Origin of the sequence: Microvirga tunisiensis (assembly GCF_009296175.1) — a bacterium.
GTDB classification, from domain to species: domain Bacteria; phylum Pseudomonadota; class Alphaproteobacteria; order Rhizobiales; family Beijerinckiaceae; genus Microvirga; species Microvirga tunisiensis.
In genome coordinates, this window is the sequence record NZ_VOSK01000004.1 from 1 (window position 1) to 19,938 (window position 19,938).

Here is a 19,938-nt window from a genome sequence, read left to right on the forward strand (position 1 = left end):
ATCTCGCCCGGGCGGAGTTCGCAACGCTGCGGTTGCGCCTGCTCAAGATCGCCGTGCGGGTGCAGGAAACCACCAGCCGCATCCGACTGGCCTTTGCCTCGTGCTGTCCGGAAGCGGATCTCGTCCGGCGTCTTGCGAGCGCTCTGGCACCCCAGCCCCGGGCGGCCTCGCCCTGAGCGCCGGGGCTGCCATCGCCCCGGTCATCCCATCCCGTCCCTGCCAACGCGTTCCCCACGTTCCAGACCTTGCCGCGGTGAAAGAAACGCAGCGGATCGGCACGCCCGCGCTACCAAATAGGCCCCGAAACAAACTCTGGTGAATAGGAACGGCTAGAGTTCGACGAGCGCCTTGATCACCCCGGCCTCGGGAGCCGACCACATCGGTATGAGTCCCGGTGCGTCGTCAAGGCCGCCACGGTGACTTGCCAGCGCTGCCGTCGGCACTTTGCCGCTGCGTATGGCCTCGAGCACAGTCTCGAAATCCTGCCGCGTGGCATTGCGGCTGCCGAGCAGGGACGTCTCGCGCTTGTGGAACTCCGGGTCGCTGAACGTGATGTCGGCGCGCACGATCGACAGGAGCACGTAGGTGCCGCCGTGGCTGACATAGGAAAAGCCCGTCATCATCGCCCTGGGGCTTCCGGTGGCATCGATGACGACATCAAAGAAATCGCCGTCGGTGGCCGCCTTGAGTCGATCGTCGATGCCGGACGACACCTCGAAGACATGGTCGGCGCCGATCTCGTCCCGGCAGAAGGCAAGCCGCCGGGCGTTCATGTCGAGGACGGAAACCTCAGCGCCGCGGGCCTTGGCGAAAATCGCCGCCGCGATCCCGATCGGCCCGGCGCCTACCACGGCGACCCGGCTCGCCGGGCCGGCCCCGGAGCGGCGTACGCCATGGGCGCCGATCGCCAGGAACTCGACCATCGCCGCCTCATCCAGGCCCAAGCCCGTCGCCGGCACGACATTGCGCTCCGGCACGGCAATGTACTCGCAGGCCCCGCCGTCGCGGTGCACCCCCAGGACCTGCAGGTTCTGGCAGCAATTCGTTTTTCCCTGCCGACAGGCGCGGCACGTTCCGCAATAGAGATAGGGCTCGATGCAGACGATATCGCCGCTCTTGAACGAACTGCCGCTCGGCGCCTCGGCGATCTCGCCTGCGAGTTCGTGGCCGATCACCCGCGGGTATTCGAGATAGGGCTGATTGCCCTGGACAATATGATAATCGGTTCCGCAGATCCCGACCCGCCGGATGCGCACCAGCACCTCACCTGGACCGGCGCTCGGAACATCCCGCTGGATAATGGTAAGCCGGCCGGGCTCGTCGCATCGAAGGGCTTTCATCGGCGTTTTCTCCCAACGGATAACTTTTCGTATCCTGCAAGCTTAGGGCGAGAACGCGAAAGCGCAAAGCCGATCGGTTTTCCGCATCGATGATGCGCCGCCTTTAGGATTGAGCAACGAATCGATCCCAAAAGTGAAATCTGCTATTGGGACCGACGCTCCGGTCCCCAGAACGATTCACACGAGGCGGCCGATCCGGATGTCAACCTGGCGAGACGAGAAGAACCAGAAGGCGCGCGCCCGGCTCGAGAAACGTCTCTCCGCGCTTTTTCCCGCCTGCGCTCTGTCCCACGCGCTCCGGCAGCCATTGATCCCGCCGACCCAGCGCCGCGCGGTGGAATCCTACTGGCGGCATCGCCCGCTCCTGGCCGACCGGCTCGCGCGGGCGCTAGCGGTCAGGAGCGGACAGCCGGCGGGATGGCAGTGGCGTCTCGGCTCCGACAAGGAGGCCGGTCTGCCGATGTCCTTCCGCACGCCCCCGGCACCTTATCGGGAGGCGGCCTTCACGCGCGGGCCGGGGCATTGCTGCGTCTGCGGACAGCCTGTTTACCGGCTGGGCTGGCATTGCGACCTCTGGGGCGACGACAAGCCGAACAGGAATGCCACGTGGCACGCCGCCTGCGTCGTGGCCTGGCAGCTCTGGACGGCACCACCCGACCATCTCAGGATCCTGAAGCTGCGCCAGCAGCGGCGATGCGCAACGAGCGGGCGCCGCCTGCTTAAGACCGCCGAGGTCGACCACCGCGTTCCGCTCTTCGCCGTCTGGTCCGAGCATCGCTCGCGGCCCTGGCCCGAACTGCTCGCCTTCTGGGGCGCGCCCAACCTTCAGGTGATCAACAAGACGGCCCACCTGGAGAAATGCGCCGAGGAAGCCGCCGACCGGGCCAAGCGGCGGACAGGTCCGGTGATCCCGAGCGGGAGCAACCTGGGCGAGATGCCGTCCTAGCGACGCATGCTCAGGTCAGACGCACCATTTGAGCATTGGATCCAATGCTTGCTTCCTGGAAGACCGGCTTGAAGATGAGGCACTCCTGAGCCCTCATCCTGAGGGGATTGCGTCAGCAATCCGTCTCGAAGGATCAGGGCGCTTCCAGTGTTCTCCGGATCCTCCTTCGAGACGCCTGCCGTGCAGGCTCCTCAGGATGAGGTGTGAGACTGATGATCCAGCCTCAGGGGAGCAGATCGTCGGGCGCGGAAAACCGAATCCTCTTTTGTCGCCTGATGCGCTGGAAGAAGTGCGCGGCACCCCTTGCGGATCGCTCTTCGATCCCCATATCAGGCAGACCCAGCGGACATTGTTGTGGACTTCGACAGCGGCGGGCGTCACCGCCAGCGTCGATGAGACCGTGCCAGGACGGATGTACTCCGGCATGGTCCGTTCCTGCGCTTGCCTGACGATGCAGGCGCCCGTCTGGACCCTATTAGCCCAGGCCCGTAGCAGGCGAGGCGAGAGATGCGAAGGCATCCCGCCCGTTCGCCCCGGAGCCTGGGCTTTTTCGTAACGGCCATACTCTGCCCTTTTCTCATCTTTGCGGAGAGGAGCTGCGGTGGTGATGACAGGGGCGACTGGATGTGACCTTTACGTTATGGCCGGTCTTGTGCCGGCCATCCCGATCCTGTGAGGCGCTGTGCTTTACGGATCGGGATCACCGGCACAAGGCCGGTGATGACGTGGCGGGGCAGGCTCCTAGGGCTGCGGCGAGAGCCGGGCCAGGCGCATGCGCTCCATGATATGACGGCCGGAGCCGCTGACATGCCTGGCGATCACCTGTGCGGCGCCCTCGGCATCCTGCGCCTTGATGCAGGCGATCAGCTCCTGATGCTCCTCGCGCACGTTCGTCTGCCGGCTGAGCGACGTCGGGAAGCGACGGCTGATCGCCCAGAGAATTTGACGGTGGCGCACCCACAGGTCGACCGCGTGCCGGTTGTAGTGGCGGTCGTACATGAGCTGGTGGAACTGCAGGTCGAGATTGGAGTGTTTCATCTCGTCCGCGAAGTTCAGCGCCTCGATGTCCGCCTGGATACGCTCCAGCTCGTCGATTTCGGCCTTGGTGACGATCCCGACGAACCACCGGGTCAGCGCTGGCTCGATGAGCACTTCGATCTCGCAGATGTCCCGCACGAACTCCTCGTCGATGGGCCGGACGCGGGCGCCGCGGTTCGGCGTCATGACGACGAAGCCTTCGCCGCGCAGCTGCTGCAGAGCTTCCCTCACGGGGTTGGTGGACGTGCCCATCCGGCTTGCAAGCTCGGACACCTTGAGGCGCTCGTTCGGTTTGACGCGCCCGTGAATGATGTCGTCCCGCAGGCGGTCGTAGACCGAGGAGCCGTTGTCCTCGTCCTCGGGGGCAGCGTGTCGGATGCTGGCGATCGTTCTCATAAAAATGTTTCTTTATTCACTCTGCGCGCCCTTGCCAAGGGTGAACTATCCTAAACGATACATTCAGATTGACAAATAATGTACGAGTTGAAAGCTTTTCAGTGCGAGAGCCGAAAGGCTGTTGTTCGGGAGGAAACCGGCAAAAAGCCGGCCAAGAGGAGAAAACGCTATGGGCTACCAGCACAAGCTGCCGGGCCTCGTCATGTCGACGGGCCTGTTGGGCGCCATGCTTCTGGGGGCGCTGTCGCCGGCCGGGGCGGCTGATTACAAGCAGGCTCCGATGCTCGATGAGCAGGTGAAGGCAGGCAAGCTGCCCGCCGTCGCCAGCCGCCTCCCGGACAATCCCTATGTGGAAGCCATGATCGACGGCGTCGGCAAATATGGCGGCACCCTGCGCACGACGATCCTCGCCAACGGCGACCAGTACAATCTGACCCGCACCATCGCCAACGAGTTGCTCGTGCGCTGGGACCCGCAGTGGAAGAAGGTCATGCCGTCGCTCGCCGAGGAGTTCAAGGCTTCCGACGATGCGACCACCTATACGTTCAAGCTCCGCAAGGGCCTGAAGTGGAGCGACGGTCAGCCCTTCACAGTCGACGACATCATGTTCTGGTACGAAGACGTGTTCATGAACAACGCGCTCTCGCCCGCCAAGAACCCGACCTTCACGGTGGCCGGCAAGCCGGTCAAGGTGACGAAGATCGACGACCAGACGGTGGAGTTCAAGTTCGAGTCGCCCTATGGGCTCTTCCTGCAGCAGCTCGCCTATGGCCAGGGCCACCTGCCGGTCATCTATCCCAAGCATTACCTCAGCAAGTTCCACGAGAAGTACAACAAGGAAGGCATCCCGGCGCTCCTGAAGGCCAACCCGGCCGCCGGCGACTGGGTGGCGCTGTTCAATTCCAAGGTCTCGCTGACCTTCCAGCCGCCCTTCTGGCAGAACCTCGAGCTGCCGACCCTCAATCCCTGGGTGCTGACCGTTCCCTATGCCGACAGCGAGCGCGTGGTCGCGACGCGCAATCCCTATTACTGGAAGGTGGACACGGCCGGAAACCAGCTCCCCTATATCGACGGCATCACCTGGGCCAAGCTCGACGACCCGCAGCTCATGGCTCTCAAGATGACGTCCGGCGAGTTCGACTTCGCGTTCCGCCACATCAACAACTCCACCTTCAAGTCGGTGCTCTTCGACGGCCAGAAGACCGGCAATTACCGCTTCGTGGACGTCAAGGACCTGCCGGCGAACGACGCGGTCATCCTGCTCAATCTGAACTCGACCGATCCGGTCAAGCGCAAGATCTTCCAGAACAAGGATTTCCGGATCGCGCTCAGCCATGCGATCAACCGGCAGGAGATCATCGATCTCGTCTATGTGGGGCAGGGCGCTCCGGCACAGGTGGCCGTCCAGCCCGAGCACGAGCTCTTCAACGAGCGCCAAGCGAAGCAATACACCGAGTTCGATCCCAAGCGCTCGAATGAAATCCTCGACAAGATCATGCCGAAGAAGGATGCCGAAGGCTTCCGTCTCGACGAGACCGGCAAGCGCTTCACCATCAACTTCATGGTGGCCGACGTCTTCGGCCTGTCCTATCCGGACGTCATGCAGATGGTGCAGCAATATGCCAAGGATATCGGCGTCGACATCCAGCTGCGCACCACCGACCGCGCCCGCCTCAACACGATGTGGTCGGCGAACGAGCAGGACGCCTATATCTGGAACTGCGTGGGCGGGCTTTCCGAAGTCTATACGGATCCCCGCTGCTACATGCCCTTCCAGAAGGCCGACATCTTCTTCGCGATGAAATGGAGCGAGTGGTATTCGAACCATGCCACGGGCGAGGAACCGCCGGAGGCGATCCAGGCGCTGATGGCCGCCTATGACAAGGTCAATGCCGCCGTGACGGACGACGACCGCCGCCAGAAGATGAAGGACTTCCTCAACCTGTCGGCCGACAACTTCCTCAACATCGGCATTTCGCGCCCGATGCCGAAATACATGATGACCTCGAACAGCCTGAAGAACGTCGTCAACGGCATCCCGATCACCGGCAACCTCTGGCACCCGGCTCCGACGCTGACCCAGTGGTATTTCGACAAGCCGGCCAAGTAGGGCCACTTCCGGCGCCGGCGGCGGCCTGCGAGCTGCCGTCGGATACCCCTTCGATCACCTCGAACGGTCAGGTTCATGCTCCGCTACATCGTCAAGCGAATGGTGTTCGCGATTCCGACACTGTTCGCCGTCTCCATCGTGGCCTTCATCATCATCCAGCTCCCGCCGGGAGATTATCTCACGACCCTGATGGCGGACTGGGCAAGCCAGGGCGGCGCCGTGGAGGCAGGCACGGTCGCCGCCATGCGCGAGCGCTACGGCCTCGATCAGCCGATCTATTTCCAGTACTACAAGTGGATCGCGGGAATCCTGACCCGCGGCGATTTCGGCATATCCTTCGAACTCGGCAAGCCGGTCACGGAGCTCATCTGGAACCGCCTCGGCTTCTCGCTGCTGCTCTCGGTTCTGACGCTCTGCTTCGTCTGGGCGATCGCGATCCCGATCGGGATCCTGTCGGCGGTGCGCCAGTACTCGATCTCCGATTACACGGCGACATTCCTGGCTTTCTTCTTTCTGGCCGTGCCGGACTTCCTGATGGCGCTCTCGGCCATGTACGTCATGTCCGCCTGGTTCGGTCAGAGCGTCGGCGGGCTGTTCTCGCCCGACTACGTCGATGCGCCGTGGAGCCTCGGCAAGCTCGTCGACTTCGCCCAGCACGTCTGGCTGCCGGTCGTCGTCATCGGTCTCGGATCGCTCGCCGCGCTGGTGCGCATCATGCGCGCCAACCTGCTCGACGAACTCTCGAAGCCCTATGTCACCACGGCGCGGGCCAAGGGCATGTCCGAATTCGAGCTCCTGCTGCGCTATCCGGTGCGCCTTGCCCTCAACCCGCTGATCTCGACGATCGGCTGGATCTTGCCGGCCGTCATCTCGGGCGAGATCAACGTTTCCGTCGTCATGAGCTTGCCGACCACGGGGCCGCTGCTGCTCCGCTCGCTGCTCGCCCAGGACATGTATCTCGCCGGCTCGCTCATCCTGCTGATCTCGGTGCTCACCATCATCGGCACGCTGATCTCGGACATCCTGCTCGCCATCACCGACCCGCGGATCCGGCTCCAATGACAGACATCACCAGCCTTCCGCCCGAAACGACGGCGTCGCTCGATCTGCACCGCAGGGACATGGCCGTCGCCGGCCAGTGGCGCCTGTTCTGGCTCAAGTTCAAGAAGCACAAGATCGCGCTCGCGAGCCTCGTCGTGATCGTGTTCATGTATCTCGTCGCGGCCTTCGCGGATTTCATCGCGCCGTTCGATCCCAATGCCACGAACGCGCGCTTCACCTATGCACCGCCCCAGGGCCTGTCGCTGATGCTGGACGGCTCGTTCCAGCCGCATGTCGATCAGCTCAAGATGACCCTGAACACCGAGTCGATGCGCCGGGAGTTCATGCCCGATCCCACGAAGCCGGTCTCGGTGTCCTTCTTCGTGCCGGCGCAGCAGCCCTATTACCTGCTCGGCTTCATTCCGATGCAGACCAAGCTCTTCGGCCTCACGAACCCGAAGCCGGGCGACAGCATGTACATCTTCGGCGCCGACCGCCTCGGTCGCGACATCTTCTCGCGTGTCGTCCACGGCGCCAAGATTTCGCTGTCCATCGGCCTCGTGGGCGTCTTCATCAGCCTGATCCTCGGGGTGACCATCGGTGGCATCTCCGGCTTTTTCGGAGGCTGGATCGACCTTGCGATCCAGCGCTTCATCGAATTGCTGCGCTCGATCCCGACCATTCCCCTCTGGATGGGCTTCGCGGCTGCGATCCCCGTCGGCTGGCCGCCGCTTCGGACCTACTTCGTCATCACGCTGATCGTCTCGCTGATCGGCTGGACGAGCCTGGCGCGCGAGGTGCGCGGCAAGTTCCTGTCCTTGAGAAACGAGGACTTCGTCACCGCCGCCCGCCTCGACGGCATGAGCGAGATCGGCATCATTTTCCACCATCTGGTGCCGTCCTTCATCAGCCACATCATCGCGACCCTGACACTGGCGATCCCCTCGATGATCCTGGCCGAGACGGCGCTGTCCTTCCTCGGCATCGGCCTGCAGCCGCCAATTGTCTCCTGGGGCGTTCTCCTGCAGGAGGCTCAGAACATCCGCGCCGTCGCCCAGGCGCCGTGGCTGCTCTTCACGCCGGCTACCGCCATCGTCATCTCGGTTCTTGCCCTCAACTTCCTCGGCGACGGCCTCCGCGATGCCGCAGATCCCTACGAGTCGGTGTCATGAGCACGACGAGCGACACGATCCTCGAGGTCAAGGACCTCAAGACCCTTTTCCCAACCCGCACGGGCATCTTCAAGGCGGTCGACGGTGTCTCGTTCGAGCTAAAACGCGGCAAGACGCTGTGCGTCGTCGGCGAATCCGGTTCCGGCAAGTCTGTGACCGCGCGGTCGATCCTGCAGATCGTCGACAGGCCCGGCCGCATCGAGGGCGGCTCCGTCCTTCTGACGCGTGCCGACGGCTCGACGACCGACCTCGCCAAGCTCGACCCGCGGGGCCGGGAGATCCGCAGTGTGCGCGGCAAGGAGATCGCCATGATCTTCCAGGAGCCGATGAGCTCGCTCTCACCGGTCCACCGCATCGGCACGCAGATCGGCGAGGCGCTGCGCATCCATTTCGGCACGCCGAAGCACGAGCAGCGCGAGCGAGTCCTCGAACTCCTGCGGCAGGTCGAGATTCCGCGCCCCGAAACGGCCATCGACCGCTACACCTTCGAGTTCTCGGGTGGCATGCGCCAGCGCGTGATGATCGCCATGGCGCTCGCCTGCAACCCTTCCGTGCTGATCGCCGACGAGCCGACGACGGCCCTCGACGTGACGACACAGGCCGAAATCCTCGATCTCATCAAGAAGCTGCAGCAGAGCCATGGCATGGCCGTGCTCTTCATCACCCATGACATGGGAGTGGTCGCTGAAATCGCCGACGAGGTCCTCGTCATGTATCGCGGCAAGGTGATGGAGAGAGGATCGGTCGAGCAGATCTTCCATACGCCGCAGGACGCCTATACGCGCCGGCTGATCGACTCCGTCGTGAGGTTGGAGAAGAAGGCGGAGGTGCGGCTCTCTCGGCCGGCGATTCCTACCGGGACCCCGCCGCTCCTCGATGTCCGGAACCTCTCGCTCACCTTTGCATCCGGCCTCAAGGCGGTCGACGACGTTTCGCTGATCGTGCGCCCGGGCGAGACGCTCGGCATCGTCGGCGAGTCGGGCTCCGGCAAGACCACGATGGGACGCTGCCTGCTGCGCATCTACGACGCGCAGTCCGGCGCCATCGATTATCGCCGCCCGGACGGCCACACGGTCGACATCCGCACGGCCGACAAGGCCGCGCTGGTGAAAATCCGCAGCGAAGTCCGCATGATCTTTCAGGATCCGGTAGGCTCGCTCAGCCCACGCAAGACCGTCGGCCAGATCATCGCCGAACCGCTCAAGATCGCCGGCATGAAGGGCAGGGAGCTCAACGACCGTGTCGCCGACCTGATGCAGCATGTGGGACTGGAGCCGGCCTGGCGGGAGCGCTATCCGCATGCCTTCTCCGGCGGCCAGCGCCAGCGCATCGGCATCGCCCGCGCCATCGCGCTGAACCCGCGCCTCATCATCGCCGACGAGGCGACCTCGGCGCTCGACGTCTCGCTGCGCTCCCAGATGCTCGACCTCATGATGAAGCTGCAGGACGAGCTCGGCCTCTCCTACGTGTTCATCTCCCATGACATGTCGGTGATCCGCTACATGTGCGACCGCGTCGCGGTCATGTATCGCGGCAAGATCGTCGAGGTGGGCGAGACCGATCAGGTCGTCAACGACCCGGCGCACGGCTACACGCGGGCGCTGCTCTCCGCCATTCCCCATCCCGATCCACACAATCGGCGCATCCACAACCGGTTCCGGTACGATGCCGGCCGCACGGTTTCAGCCAACGGATAACGCGATGAAAATCACCGACGTCAAAATCATCGTCTGCTCGCCGGGACGCAACTTCGTCACCGTTAAGATCTTTACCGACGAGGGGCTGACCGGAGTCGGCGACGCGACGCTGAACGGCCGGGAGCTGGCGGTCGCCGCCTATCTGCGGGACCATCTCGCACCGCTGCTGATCGGCCGCGACCCGAGTCGGATCGAGGACATCTGGCAGTATTTCTACAGGGGCGCTTATTGGCGGCGCGGTCCGGTCACCATGGCGGCGATCGGCGGCATCGACACCGCGCTCTGGGACATCAAGGCCAAGGCCGCCAACATGCCGCTCTATCAGCTTCTCGGCGGCGCGAGCCGCGAGAAGGTGCTGTGCTACACCCATGCCCAGGGGCGCGACATCGCCGAGGCGGTCGAGGCCGTTGCCCACCGCAAGGAGCAGGGCTATAAGGCGATCCGTGTTCAGGTCGGCATTCCCGGACTTCCGGACGTCTACGGCACGGGCGCGAAATCGGTGACCAACAATGCTCTCGACGATGCGGTCCCGCATGAGGAAACCTGGTCGACATCGAAATACCTGCGCTATGTCCCGGAACTCTTCAAGGCGGTGCGGGACGCCCACGGCTGGGACATCGAGCTTTTGCACGATACCCATCATCGACTGACGCCCATCGAAGCGGCGCGGCTCGGCAAGGATCTGGAATTCGCGCGTCTCTTCTGGCTCGAGGATGCGGTGGCCGCCGAGCACCAGGAGGGCTTCCGGCTGATCCGCAAGCACACCACGACCCCGCTCGCCGTCGGAGAGGTGTTCAACACCATCTGGGATGCGCGGCTTCTCATGGAGGAGCAGCTCATCGACTACATCCGCATGACGACCGTGCATGCGGGCGGAGTCACGGCGCTTCGCCGCATCATGGATTTCGCGAGCGTCTACAACGTCCGCACTGCGTGCCACGGAGCGATGGACATGTCGCCGATCTGCCTCGGCGCCAACCTCCACCTCGACCTGTGGGTCCCCAATTTCGGCATCCAGGAATATTCCGGCTATCTGCCGCAGATCCTCGAGGTCTTCCCGAGTGCCTGGAGCCTGTCCGACGGCTACCTGCATCCGGGCGAGGCCGTCGGCCATGGTGTCGATATCGATGAAAGTCTGGCGGAAAGATACCCGTATCAGCGCGCGTATCTCCCGGTGAACCGTCTCGAAGACGGCACCCTGTGGCATTGGTAATTCGAGGACGAGATGAAGATCACCGCGATCAAGAGCTACGCCGTCAAGGTCGGAATCCGGAACCAGCTTCTGGTGAAGGTCGAGACGGATGAGGGCATTTTCGGCTGGGGCGAGAGTGGCCTCTCCGGCCGTGAGAAAGCCGTCGTCGGCGCGCTCGAGCATTATGCCGAATTCCTGCGCGGCCGCGATCCCTTCAAGATCGGCGCCCTGTGGCAGGAGATGTACCGCAGCCAGTATTTCGAGGGCGGCCGTGTGCTGCAGGCCGCGATCTCGGCCATCGACATTGCGCTCCACGACATCAAGGGCAAGGCTCTCGGCGTGCCTGTGTACGAGCTCCTCGGAGGCAAGCAGCGCGACCGTATTCCGACCTTCGCGACCACCTTCGCGGAGCCTGGTCCGGCGATGATCGAACAGGCGCAGATGTTGGTCGAGCATGGCTGGACGGCCATGCGCCTCTCGCCCTCCGGCCACGAGCACAAGGACATCTACGAGCCGCGTGAGCATATTGCGACGACCGCGAAGTGGTGCGTGAAGGCCCGCGAAACCCTTGGCGGCGATATCGTCCTTGGCATCGACTATCACCACCGCCTCAGCGTCGCGGAGGCCGCGAGCTTCTGCCAAAAGATGCCGTCCGGCACCCTCGACTTTCTCGAGGAGCCGATCCGCGATGAGTCGCCGAGTTCCTACGAGGCGCTGCGTCGCCTGACCGACATTCCCTTCGCCATCGGCGAGGAGTTCGCGTCGAAATGGCAGTTTCAGCCCTATATCGAGCGCGACATCCATCAATACAATCGCCTCGATGTCTGCAATGTCGGCGGCCTGACGGAATCGATGAAGGTCGCCGCCTGGAGCGAGACCCATTACGTCGACATGATGCCGCACAACCCGCTCGGGCCTGTCTGCACGGCGGCGACCATCCATTTCTCGGCCGCTGTCCCGAACTTTTCCTGGCTCGAAACCCGCGCGAGCCCCGCGGAAACGCATCTCGGTTTCGACAACTCGGACTTTTTCCCAGCTCAGCCGCGGCTGCAGGGCGCGCATTATGTCGTTCCCGATGCACCCGGTCTCGGTATTGAGGTCAACGAGGAGCTGATCGCGAGGCAGAGCTTCGAGTTCTGGGAGGCGCCGCACCTGAGGAGGCGGGACGGCTCGGTGACCAACTGGTGACAGCCGACGGCGGCAGGGTGATACTGCCCATCGAACATCATCACGGAGGGGCCGTTCGATCATGACTTCCTTGAAACCGGTCCGCTCCGTCCTCGTCACGGGCGCGGGAGGCAATCTCGGCCAGAAGCTGATCGCTCATCTCCTGGCACAGGACTGGTGCGTGCGGATCGTCGCACTCGATCGCTCGACGCCGTCATCCATGACGCCTGCGGATCGGGTGCAATGGGTCGCGGGTGATCTTGCGGATCCCTCCGACATGCGATGGCATGAGGCCTTGGCCGGGGTCGATGCTGCGGTGCATTTCGCAGCCCAGAATCCGTATCCCGATGCGCCCTGGAGCGATGCCAGCGCGTCCTTCGACATGACCCTGGCCCTGCTGGCGGCGGTCGGCCGGGCCGGACTGCAACGGATCGTGTTCGCCTCATCCAACCACGTGATGGGGCAATACAAGGACGCGCCCCTGGCCGATGCCCTGACTCCCGGCGCCTTGACGACGTCCCTGCCGCCGGGGCCGGGGACGCGCTGGTTCAACGGCCGGGAGATGCTCCAGGGCTTTGCCTATGCGGCGTCCAAGCTGATGGGCGAGCGAGCCTGCCTCTCCGAGGCGCACCGGTCGAACGGCAGGCTGACCAGCGTCTGCGTTCGGATCGGCTGGTGCCAGCCGGGAGAGAACAGGCCGGAGACGATCAACACGTCCGGCCTGCCCGGCGAGGAAACGAATGCCGGCCCGGACACCGAGCGTGATCTGCGGTGGTTCCGCAACATGTGGCTCTCGAACCGGGACTTCGCGGCCGTCATGGAACGGGCGCTTCTCGCCGATGCGGAAGCCTGGCCGCAGCCTGGGATCGTGGTCAACGGCATGTCGGCCAATCGAGGCATGCCATGGGATATCGAGACCACCCGCCGGCTCATCGGCTACGAGCCGCAGGACGATATCTGGGACCATGTCGTTTGAGGCTCTGTTTGGATTTAGGAAGCAAGGCCCCTCGAGCATTATGTGCACAAGCCCTGGATGTCATGGCCGGGCTTGTCCCGGTCATCCCGATCCAATGAGCACAGCGCTTCAACCAAACGAGATCACCGGCACAAGGCCGGTGATGACGAAGGACGTGAAGGGCACCGGTCCCAAGGCCCCTGGGAGCATGGCAGGCCTTCCGACGCGGCATTTGTGGTGCAGGCTGGGGCCGAGTTATCCATCATCATGACTCTGCGTGATTTCTCCCTAATGCTCGTGGTCTGCCTCCTGTGGGCGGCCCATACGGTCGTAAGCAAGATCGTCGTCTCGGACATGGCGATCCCGCCATTGTTCTATGCGGCCATCCGCTACGGCATCGTCGCCATGCTGGCACTGCCCTGGCTCCTGCCGATGCCCCGACCGACCTGGCGCATCCTTCTGGTCGGGTCCTGATGGGGGGAGGCGGCTTTGCTCTCTTCTTCCTAGGCATCCGGACTGCGAGCCCGTCGAGCGCTGCCATCGTGTCGCAGCTCGGCCTGCCGATCACGACCCTTCTGTCGGTCGCGATACTGGGAGAGAAGGTCTATTGGAAGCGGGGCCTGGGCATTACGCTGACTTTCGTGGGCGGCGTGCTCGTGATGTGGGATCCAGCCGGCGGCTTTCCGATCTCGGGCGGCCTCGCCCTGATCCTGGGATCCGCGGCCGCGGGCTCGCTGGCGGCCGTGATAATGAAGCAGATGGAGGGCGTGCAGCCGCTGCGGTTCCAGGCCTGGATCGGCCTTGCTTCCGTTCTGCCGCTGACCTTACTCACCGCGAGCCTCGAGGCCAACCAGATCCCGCGCGCGATGGAGGCCGGCTGGGCCTTCCTGGCGGCTCTGCTGTTTTCTGCCCTGATCGTGTCCCTGGTGGCCCACACCATCTATTACGGGCTCATCGGAAAATACCCCGCCAACCTGATCGCGCCCCTGACGATCATGAACCCGCTGATGACCGTGGCACTCGGACTTCTCATCACGGGGGATCATTTCGACCTGCGAATGGGGATCGGCACAGGCATTGCGCTCTGCGGCGTCCTGATCATCACCCTGAGACGCAATCACGTCATGCCTCTGGCGGCCCTCGTGTGGGATCGCCAGCGGTAGCGCTCGCCCCGCTCAATCCAGCCATGCCTCGACGCCCAGGCCTCGGGCCCTCGCCTCATGCCAGCAATGGGTTGCGCAGGCGAGATCCTGCGCTGCGATGCCGAGCGAGCGGTAGAGCGTGATGTCGCTGGCCGCCTCACGCCCTGCCGCCTTTTCCGCAAGAACCTCGCCGATCTCTGCCAGCACGTGCTCACGTTGGATGCGGCCGCTCTCGAGCGCATGGATGACTTCGCCGGCCTGCGCGAAAGTGGAGGGCCGGTAGTCGACGTAGAGCCGGGAGCGCGCCACCATCTCCTCGTCGATCTCGCGCTTCGAGGGGATCGAGGCGCCGACCACGTTCAGATGGGTGCCCGGCGTCACCCACTCGCCCATCAGGACAGGCTCGGGCGAGGACGTGACGGTGCAGACGAGGTCGGCTCCCTCGACGGCGGAGCGAACGTCGTCGAACACGCTGACGGCGAGGCCGGGATAGCGTTCAGCGGCATGGGACGCGAAGGCATCCGCCTTCTCGCGCCGCCGCCCGACCATCCGCACCTCCCGGATCGAAGGCCGCACGCAGAGCATGGCCTCGAGGTGATGCTCGGCCTGTTCGCCGACCCCGACCATCACGAGCGTGCCGCAATCCGGCCGAGCGAGCGCCCGCGTCGCCACCGCGCTCGCGGCGGCCGTGCGCACTGCGGTCAAAAGCCCGGCATTCATCATGGCGATCGCCGAGCCGTGCTCCGGCTCGAACAGGACGATCGCTCCCTGATGGGAAGAGTATCCGGCATCGGGATTGCCGGGGAACAGGCTCACCAGCTTCACGCCGAAGCATGCCTCGACCTGATCATTGCCCGGCATGAGCGCGCCGGGCATGACACCCATCTTGTTCGGTGCGCCGACGTCGACGACCGATCGCAGCGGCAGGTTGGCCGCGCTGGCAGAGACCGCGATCATCGCTCGCTGGACGACTTCGATGGCGTCGGTCATCGGCAGGAGCGACCGGATTTCCTTGTCGGAGAGGACGATCATCGCGCGCGCATTTCCCCTTTGCCCCAGCCGTCGCCCGCGACGGGCAGGCCGAGCTGCTCTTCGAGCAGCGCCACATAGAGATCCGGTCGCACGACATAGGGAAAGTGTCCACCCCATTCGAAGCGATAAGCCACTGACGGGTTCAGCCGGGCACGCACTGCGTCGCGCATCTGCGGCGGGATCAGCGGGTCGTCGGCGCCCTCAATCGTCGCAATCCGTTCCCGGGGCAGATCGAGCGGCGGCAATTCGGGCCCGCGCTTCAGCGCATTCAGCCGCGTGCGGAGCTCCGGCGCGGGAATGCGCCCGGCCGCTTCCGCCATCAGAAGGTCGATTACCTCCGCCTGTTCAGGATGCGCCTCGCGCCAAGCGCCGAGACCGCGGCCGAACCCCGCGCGGATCTCCTCGATCGGGGCGTTGTCGAGGTCCGAGGAATAGGGCGGGCGGGTCGCAACGTTGGCGACGGAATGCAGCGTGTTGGCCGCGATGAGCCTCTCGGTGAGATCCGGGTAGGTCGCGGCGAAGTACTGTGCCACGTATCCCCCGAGGGACGAACCGAGCACGGTGACGCGCCCAAGATCGAGCCTGCCGCACAATTCTGCGAGATCGCTTGCCCACTCGATCACGCCGCCGCTCCTGGGATAAGTGACGGCGACGATGCGGGCGCGGCCCTTCAGCGCCTCGATCTGCTGCCAGAAGATGTCGGCGCGGCCAAGCGTGCCGGGGATGAGCAGCAGCGCCGGACCACGATCGCCTGCCTGCACGTATCCCCACTCGCGGCCGCCGACGGCGATCCGCTGTTCGGGATGGAGTTTCGCGAAGCGGTCGCGGTCTGCGATCAGACGGTTGGGCATGCGGACGGGTCCTCCACTTTCGGCTTGTTGCGCGCTCCTCTTCGGGGATCGCGCGTATCGCCCGAATGCGCAGTGTACACGAAACCGAGGCGCTGCATGCACAAGCGCTGGTGACGGTTCTGGGGCTCAGAGATAATAGTTCGAAATTCTGTGGCCGCGGACGTCCTGGATCTCGACGTCCATGTCGTAGACGGCGCGAATAACAGGACCGGTCATGATCTCGGCCGGGGTGCCATGATGGACGACGGCACCGTCGCGCATGGCGACCAGATAATCCGAGTAGCAGGACGCAAAGTTGATGTCATGCAGGACGAGCACGATCGTCTTGCCCAAATCGTCGGCGGCTCGGCGCAGCAGTTTCATCATGCCGACCGCGTGCTTCATGTCGAGATTGTTCAAAGGCTCGTCGAAGAGGACGTAGTCGGTGTCCTGGCACAGCACCATGGCGACGTAGGCCCGCTGGCGCTGGCCGCCTGACAATTGGTCGAGAAAGCGGTCGGCCAAAGGCTCGAGATCCAGATACCCGATTGCCCTGGCGGCGTGGGCGCGGTCTTCCGTCGTGAGGCGTCCCTTTGAATAGGGACAGCGCCCGAACTCGACCAGATCCCGAACGGTCAGACGGGACGATACCCGATTGTCCTGCCGGAGAATGGACAACCGTCTGGCAAGAATGTCGGACGGCGTCTGCGTGACATCGAGTCCGTCGACCGTCACCGTGCCGGCACTCATGGGCAGAAGGCGGCTGATCATCGACAGAAGCGTCGACTTGCCGGCGCCGTTGGGGCCGATGATGGAGGTGACGCCGCGCCGGGGAAGCTGCAGCGACACGTCGCGCACGACGATGGCGTCGCCATAGGCCTTGCTGACTTTGGAGATCTCGATCAACGGGCCGTTCCTCTGATCAGGAGGGCAAGGAAGACGATTCCGCCCACGAATTCGACGACGATGCTGAGCGCCGTGTCGAAGGCGAAGATCCGCTCGAGCACGAGCTGTCCGCCGACGATGCAGATGATCGCGAGCAGGCTCGCGACAGGCAGGATGAAGCGGTGCTTGTGGGTTCCGGCAATCTGATACGCCAGATTGGCGACGAGAAGCCCGAAGAAGGTGACGGGTCCGACGAGAGCCGTGGATACGGAGACGAGGACCGCAACCAGCATGAGCACGACACTCGTCACCCGGTTGTGGTCGACGCCTAAGTTGACGGCGGTTTCGCGGCCCAGAGCCAGCACGTCGTAGGTGTGCATGAGCCGCCAGCCGATGACGGATACGGCAGCAACTGCTGCAGAGGAAACAGTCAGCAGGTTGCCATCGACGCTGTTGAAGTTCGCGAACAGCCGGTCCTGCAGCACGACGAACTCGTTGGGATCGATGATCCGCTGCATGAAGCCGGACAGGCTGCGAAACAGCACGCCGAAGACGATGCCGACGAGAAGGAGGAGATGAAGGCTGCGGCTGCTGCCGGAGAACAGCCAGCGGTAGAGAAGGCTGGAGAACGCCACCATCGCGGCGACCTCGATCCCGAACAGCAGGCGCGGGTCCAGGGCGGTCAGTCCGGCTGATCCCAGGGTGAAGATCAGGCCGGTCTGGATCAGGACGTAGAGGCGTCGAAGCCCATAATCGAGGGCGTCAGAATCCGGTTGTGGCTCACCGTCTGGAACAGCACGGTCGAAACCGCGATGGCATAGGCGACAAGGACCATGGACAGGACCTTCATGCCGCGGAACGGGAGGATGAAATCCCACCGTCCTTTGGCGTTCAGCGTCATGAACAGCACGATCACCGCCGCCGCGACGGCAGCGAGGATCAGGAGCACGCGGATCGGTCGCAGGTCTTTCTTACGCAAGGCGCTCTCGCCCCTTGAGCAGAAGGACCAGGAAGAGGGTACTGCCGACGATTCCCATGATCGTGCCGATCGGAACCTCGTAGGGGTAATACACCACGCGGCCGACCACGTCGCAGGCCAGCACGAGAACCGCGCCCATCACGGCGACCCAGGGCAGGGCGCGTCGCATGTTGTCGCCGATCATCATGCTGACCACGTTCGGCACGATCAGGCCGAGAAACGGCATCATGCCGACCGTGACGACGACGGTCGCCGTGACCATGGACACGATGATCAGGCCGAAGGACACGATGCTGCGGTAACGCAGGCCGAGGTTCGTGGCGAAATCCCGTCCCATCCCGGCCAGGGTGAGCCGGTCGGCGGCCGCATAGGCCAGAAGGGTAAGGACAAAAGTCACCCACAACAACTCGTAGCGGCCGCGCAGAACGCCGGAAAAGTCCCCGGTCGTCCAGGCATTCAGGGACTGCATGAGGTCGAACCGGTAGGCGAAGAACGTGGTGATCGCGCTGATGATGCCGCCGAGCATGATGCCGACCAGCGGCACGGTCAGGACGGAGCGCAGGGGTACGAGGCGGAGGATCCGCAGGAACAGGGCCGTTCCGGCGAGCGCAAAGGCTGCGGCCACCAGCATCTTCCCGATCACCGGGAAGTCGGGGGCGAAGAGCGTGACGATAAGAAGGCCGAGACTCGCCGCCTCGACCGTGCCCGCCGTGGATGGCTCGACGAACCGGTTCTGGGTCAGCATCTGCATGATCAGCCCGGCCACCGCCATGGCCGTGCCGGCCAGGATGAGGGCAACGGTTCTGGGAATGCGGGACACCACGAGGATCTGGACGGCGCGCTCTCCCTCCTGAGGAGAGAGGAGGGCGGCGAAGGACAGATCGCTCGCGCCGATCAGCAGGCTGATCAGAGCCAGGATCATCACGGCTGCCAGGGCAGGAAGGAGGAGTCTCACGTTCGCTCGGGGCTTCAGGCGGGCCTTGGCCCGGCCCGGGGTTCCACATGCAAAAGCGGATCGCTCAGGGAGCGACCCGCAGTCGGTCCGTATCCGGAAAAGCGGCTTACTTCTTCATCACGGCCTTGGCAATCTGGTCGACGCTCGCTTGCAGAGCCGTGAGCCCGCCGCCGACGAGATACCAGTTGACCGGATCGAGATACACGACCTGGCCCTTCGTCCAGGCCGTGGTCTGGGCCACAAGCTCGTTCTCCAGCACCTTCTTAGCCGCGCCGTTGCCCTGGCCGGTGACCACGTCCCGGTCGATCACGAACAGCCAGTCCGGATTGGTCTTGAGGATAAATTCCGCCGTCACGGCCTGACCGTGGTTGGTGGTCGCCAGCCCCTCGACCGCGGGTACGATTCCGAACTCGCCGTGCAGCACGCCGAAGCGCGAGCCCGGTCCATAGGCGCTCATCTTGCCACCTGTCGTCAGCACTAGCAGGCCCTTGCCAGCCTTGGCCGCATCCTGGCGCAGGTCGGCCATGGACTTCTCGAGCTTCGCCAATTGGGACTCGGCTTCAGCCTGCTTGTCGAAGATCTTGCCGAGAAGCTGGACGTTGCGCTTCACGCTGCCGAGAAAGTCCTTCGGGTCGACAGTCAGGTCGATGGTCGGGGCAATCTTCGCCAGATCGGCATATTTCGCGCTGGAGCGGCCACCCACGATGATCAGGTCCGGGTCGGCCCCGTTGACGGCCTCGTAATCCGGCTCGAACAGGGTGCCGACCTTCTCGTATTTGTCCGAGCCGTACTTCGCCAGATACTCCGGGAACCGTGAGGTCGGGACGCCGGAGACCTCCACGCCCAGGGCATTCAACGTGTCGAGCGAGGCCATGTCGAAGGCGACAACCTTCTTGAGCTTTGCGGGAACGGTCGTCGCACCCTTGGCATGTTGGATTGTCAGGTCCTGCACATGGGCGCCGATCGTCAAGGGGGCGAGGGCGAGTGCCCCGGCGACAAGGGCTGCCAGGGGACGGGGGCAGCGGGCAGAGAAAGTCATCATCACTCCAATTCTCCGGTTA

General features: G+C 64.1%; 18 protein-coding genes and 1 pseudogene. 11 read left to right on the top strand and 8 right to left on the bottom strand.

Annotated features, from left to right (window positions below):
* A partial coding sequence (locus FS320_RS02650; protein WP_192926244.1) for a transposase occupies nucleotides 1-176 on the top strand: 176 nt, incomplete at its 5' end.
* A 153-nt stretch (nucleotides 177-329) separates the two neighbouring features.
* On the opposite strand, the gene FS320_RS02655 is transcribed toward FS320_RS02650, so the two are convergent.
* Nucleotides 330-1,340, bottom strand: a complete 1,011-nt coding sequence (locus FS320_RS02655; RefSeq protein ID WP_152709064.1) for a zinc-binding alcohol dehydrogenase family protein — start codon at nucleotides 1,338-1,340, stop codon at nucleotides 330-332.
* A gap of 199 nt (nucleotides 1,341-1,539) precedes the next feature.
* Here FS320_RS02655 and FS320_RS02660 point away from each other — a divergent pair, with 199 nt between their 5' ends.
* Nucleotides 1,540-2,286, top strand: coding sequence for a hypothetical protein (locus FS320_RS02660; protein ID WP_152709065.1), 747 nt, complete (start codon nucleotides 1,540-1,542; stop codon nucleotides 2,284-2,286).
* Nucleotides 2,287-3,027: 741 nt separating this feature from the next.
* On the opposite strand, the gene FS320_RS02665 is transcribed toward FS320_RS02660, so the two are convergent.
* Nucleotides 3,028-3,720 carry a GntR family transcriptional regulator gene (locus FS320_RS02665; protein ID WP_152709066.1) on the bottom strand — a complete coding sequence of 231 codons (693 nt, stop codon included), beginning with the start codon at nucleotides 3,718-3,720 and terminating at the stop codon, nucleotides 3,028-3,030.
* 169 nt (nucleotides 3,721-3,889) lie between these two features.
* On the opposite strand from FS320_RS02665, the gene FS320_RS02670 reads away from it, so the two are divergent.
* The 9 genes from FS320_RS02670 (at nucleotide 3,890) to FS320_RS49665 (ending at nucleotide 14,217) form a co-directional block, all read left to right on the top strand.
* Nucleotides 3,890-5,830 (top strand): ABC transporter substrate-binding protein, encoded by a 1,941-nt coding sequence (locus tag FS320_RS02670; RefSeq protein WP_152709067.1) that lies wholly within the window; start codon nucleotides 3,890-3,892, stop codon nucleotides 5,828-5,830.
* 75 nt (nucleotides 5,831-5,905) lie between these two features.
* Entirely contained in the window at nucleotides 5,906-6,892 is a 987-nt protein-coding gene (locus tag FS320_RS02675) for an ABC transporter permease (protein WP_152709068.1), read from the top strand.
* On the top strand, nucleotides 6,889-8,043 hold the full coding sequence (locus tag FS320_RS02680) for an ABC transporter permease (RefSeq protein WP_152709069.1): 1,155 nt from the start codon (nucleotides 6,889-6,891) through the stop codon (nucleotides 8,041-8,043). The genes FS320_RS02675 and FS320_RS02680 overlap by 4 nt, the downstream gene beginning before the upstream one ends.
* Nucleotides 8,040-9,740 (top strand): ABC transporter ATP-binding protein, encoded by a 1,701-nt coding sequence (locus FS320_RS02685; protein ID WP_152709070.1) that lies wholly within the window; start codon nucleotides 8,040-8,042, stop codon nucleotides 9,738-9,740. Before FS320_RS02680 ends, FS320_RS02685 begins: the two co-directional genes overlap by 4 nt.
* 4 nt (nucleotides 9,741-9,744) lie before the next feature.
* The gene (gene manD / locus FS320_RS02690) at nucleotides 9,745-10,953 is read left to right on the top strand and encodes a D-mannonate dehydratase ManD (protein WP_152709071.1); all 1,209 of its coding nucleotides are present in this window, start codon (nucleotides 9,745-9,747) and stop codon (nucleotides 10,951-10,953) included.
* A 12-nt stretch (nucleotides 10,954-10,965) separates the two neighbouring features.
* On the top strand, nucleotides 10,966-12,120 hold the full coding sequence (locus FS320_RS02695) for a mandelate racemase/muconate lactonizing enzyme family protein (RefSeq protein WP_152709072.1): 1,155 nt from the start codon (nucleotides 10,966-10,968) through the stop codon (nucleotides 12,118-12,120).
* Nucleotides 12,121-12,181: 61 nt separating this feature from the next.
* Nucleotides 12,182-13,075, top strand: a complete 894-nt coding sequence (locus tag FS320_RS02700; protein ID WP_152709073.1) for an NAD-dependent epimerase/dehydratase family protein — start codon at nucleotides 12,182-12,184, stop codon at nucleotides 13,073-13,075.
* 246 nt (nucleotides 13,076-13,321) lie between these two features.
* A complete protein-coding gene (locus tag FS320_RS49660) occupies nucleotides 13,322-13,528 on the top strand; it encodes an EamA family transporter (RefSeq protein ID WP_202882825.1) in 207 nt (68 codons plus the stop codon).
* Nucleotides 13,528-14,217, top strand: a complete 690-nt coding sequence (locus FS320_RS49665) for a DMT family transporter (protein WP_202882826.1) — start codon at nucleotides 13,528-13,530, stop codon at nucleotides 14,215-14,217. Before FS320_RS49660 ends, FS320_RS49665 begins: the two co-directional genes overlap by 1 nt.
* Before the next feature lie 12 nt (nucleotides 14,218-14,229).
* On the opposite strand, the gene FS320_RS02710 is transcribed toward FS320_RS49665, so the two are convergent.
* The 6 genes and pseudogenes from FS320_RS02710 to FS320_RS02735 form a co-directional block, all read right to left on the bottom strand.
* Nucleotides 14,230-15,228 carry an ornithine cyclodeaminase family protein gene (locus FS320_RS02710; RefSeq protein ID WP_152709074.1) on the bottom strand — a complete coding sequence of 333 codons (999 nt, stop codon included), beginning with the start codon at nucleotides 15,226-15,228 and terminating at the stop codon, nucleotides 14,230-14,232.
* A complete protein-coding gene (locus FS320_RS02715) occupies nucleotides 15,225-16,079 on the bottom strand; it encodes an alpha/beta fold hydrolase (protein ID WP_152709075.1) in 855 nt (284 codons plus the stop codon). The genes FS320_RS02710 and FS320_RS02715 overlap by 4 nt, the downstream gene beginning before the upstream one ends.
* Before the next feature lie 126 nt (nucleotides 16,080-16,205).
* On the bottom strand, nucleotides 16,206-16,964 hold the full coding sequence (locus FS320_RS02720) for an iron ABC transporter ATP-binding protein (protein WP_152709076.1): 759 nt from the start codon (nucleotides 16,962-16,964) through the stop codon (nucleotides 16,206-16,208).
* Nucleotides 16,961-17,922, bottom strand: a pseudogene (locus FS320_RS02725) (iron chelate uptake ABC transporter family permease subunit). The gene FS320_RS02720 and the pseudogene FS320_RS02725 overlap by 4 nt, the downstream one beginning before the upstream one ends.
* Nucleotides 17,915-18,844, bottom strand: coding sequence for an ABC transporter permease (locus FS320_RS02730; protein WP_152709163.1), 930 nt, complete (start codon nucleotides 18,842-18,844; stop codon nucleotides 17,915-17,917). Before FS320_RS02730 ends, FS320_RS02725 begins: the two are co-directional and overlap by 8 nt.
* 139 nt (nucleotides 18,845-18,983) lie before the next feature.
* Entirely contained in the window at nucleotides 18,984-19,919 is a 936-nt protein-coding gene (locus tag FS320_RS02735; RefSeq protein WP_152709077.1) for a siderophore ABC transporter substrate-binding protein, read from the bottom strand.
* Nucleotides 19,920-19,938: the final 19 nt, after the last annotated feature.

Excerpts from the sequence above, each read along its gene's own strand:
- FS320_RS02655 (WP_152709064.1), bottom strand. The coding sequence starts at position 1,340 with ATGAAAGCCCTTCGATGCGACGAGCCCGGCCGGCTTACCATTATCCAG.
- FS320_RS02660 (WP_152709065.1), top strand. The coding sequence starts at position 1,540 with ATGTCAACCTGGCGAGACGAGAAGAACCAGAAGGCGCGCGCCCGGCTC.
- FS320_RS02665 (WP_152709066.1), bottom strand. The coding sequence starts at position 3,720 with ATGAGAACGATCGCCAGCATCCGACACGCTGCCCCCGAGGACGAGGAC.
- FS320_RS02670 (WP_152709067.1), top strand. The coding sequence starts at position 3,890 with ATGGGCTACCAGCACAAGCTGCCGGGCCTCGTCATGTCGACGGGCCTG.
- FS320_RS02675 (WP_152709068.1), top strand. The coding sequence starts at position 5,906 with ATGCTCCGCTACATCGTCAAGCGAATGGTGTTCGCGATTCCGACACTG.
- FS320_RS02680 (WP_152709069.1), top strand. The coding sequence starts at position 6,889 with ATGACAGACATCACCAGCCTTCCGCCCGAAACGACGGCGTCGCTCGAT.
- FS320_RS02685 (WP_152709070.1), top strand. The coding sequence starts at position 8,040 with ATGAGCACGACGAGCGACACGATCCTCGAGGTCAAGGACCTCAAGACC.
- manD (WP_152709071.1), top strand. The coding sequence starts at position 9,745 with ATGAAAATCACCGACGTCAAAATCATCGTCTGCTCGCCGGGACGCAAC.
- FS320_RS02695 (WP_152709072.1), top strand. The coding sequence starts at position 10,966 with ATGAAGATCACCGCGATCAAGAGCTACGCCGTCAAGGTCGGAATCCGG.
- FS320_RS02700 (WP_152709073.1), top strand. The coding sequence starts at position 12,182 with ATGACTTCCTTGAAACCGGTCCGCTCCGTCCTCGTCACGGGCGCGGGA.
- FS320_RS49660 (WP_202882825.1), top strand. The coding sequence starts at position 13,322 with ATGACTCTGCGTGATTTCTCCCTAATGCTCGTGGTCTGCCTCCTGTGG.
- FS320_RS49665 (WP_202882826.1), top strand. The coding sequence starts at position 13,528 with ATGGGGGGAGGCGGCTTTGCTCTCTTCTTCCTAGGCATCCGGACTGCG.
- FS320_RS02710 (WP_152709074.1), bottom strand. The coding sequence starts at position 15,228 with ATGATCGTCCTCTCCGACAAGGAAATCCGGTCGCTCCTGCCGATGACC.
- FS320_RS02715 (WP_152709075.1), bottom strand. The coding sequence starts at position 16,079 with ATGCCCAACCGTCTGATCGCAGACCGCGACCGCTTCGCGAAACTCCAT.
- FS320_RS02730 (WP_152709163.1), bottom strand. The coding sequence starts at position 18,844 with ATGATCCTGGCTCTGATCAGCCTGCTGATCGGCGCGAGCGATCTGTCC.
- FS320_RS02735 (WP_152709077.1), bottom strand. The coding sequence starts at position 19,919 with ATGATGACTTTCTCTGCCCGCTGCCCCCGTCCCCTGGCAGCCCTTGTC.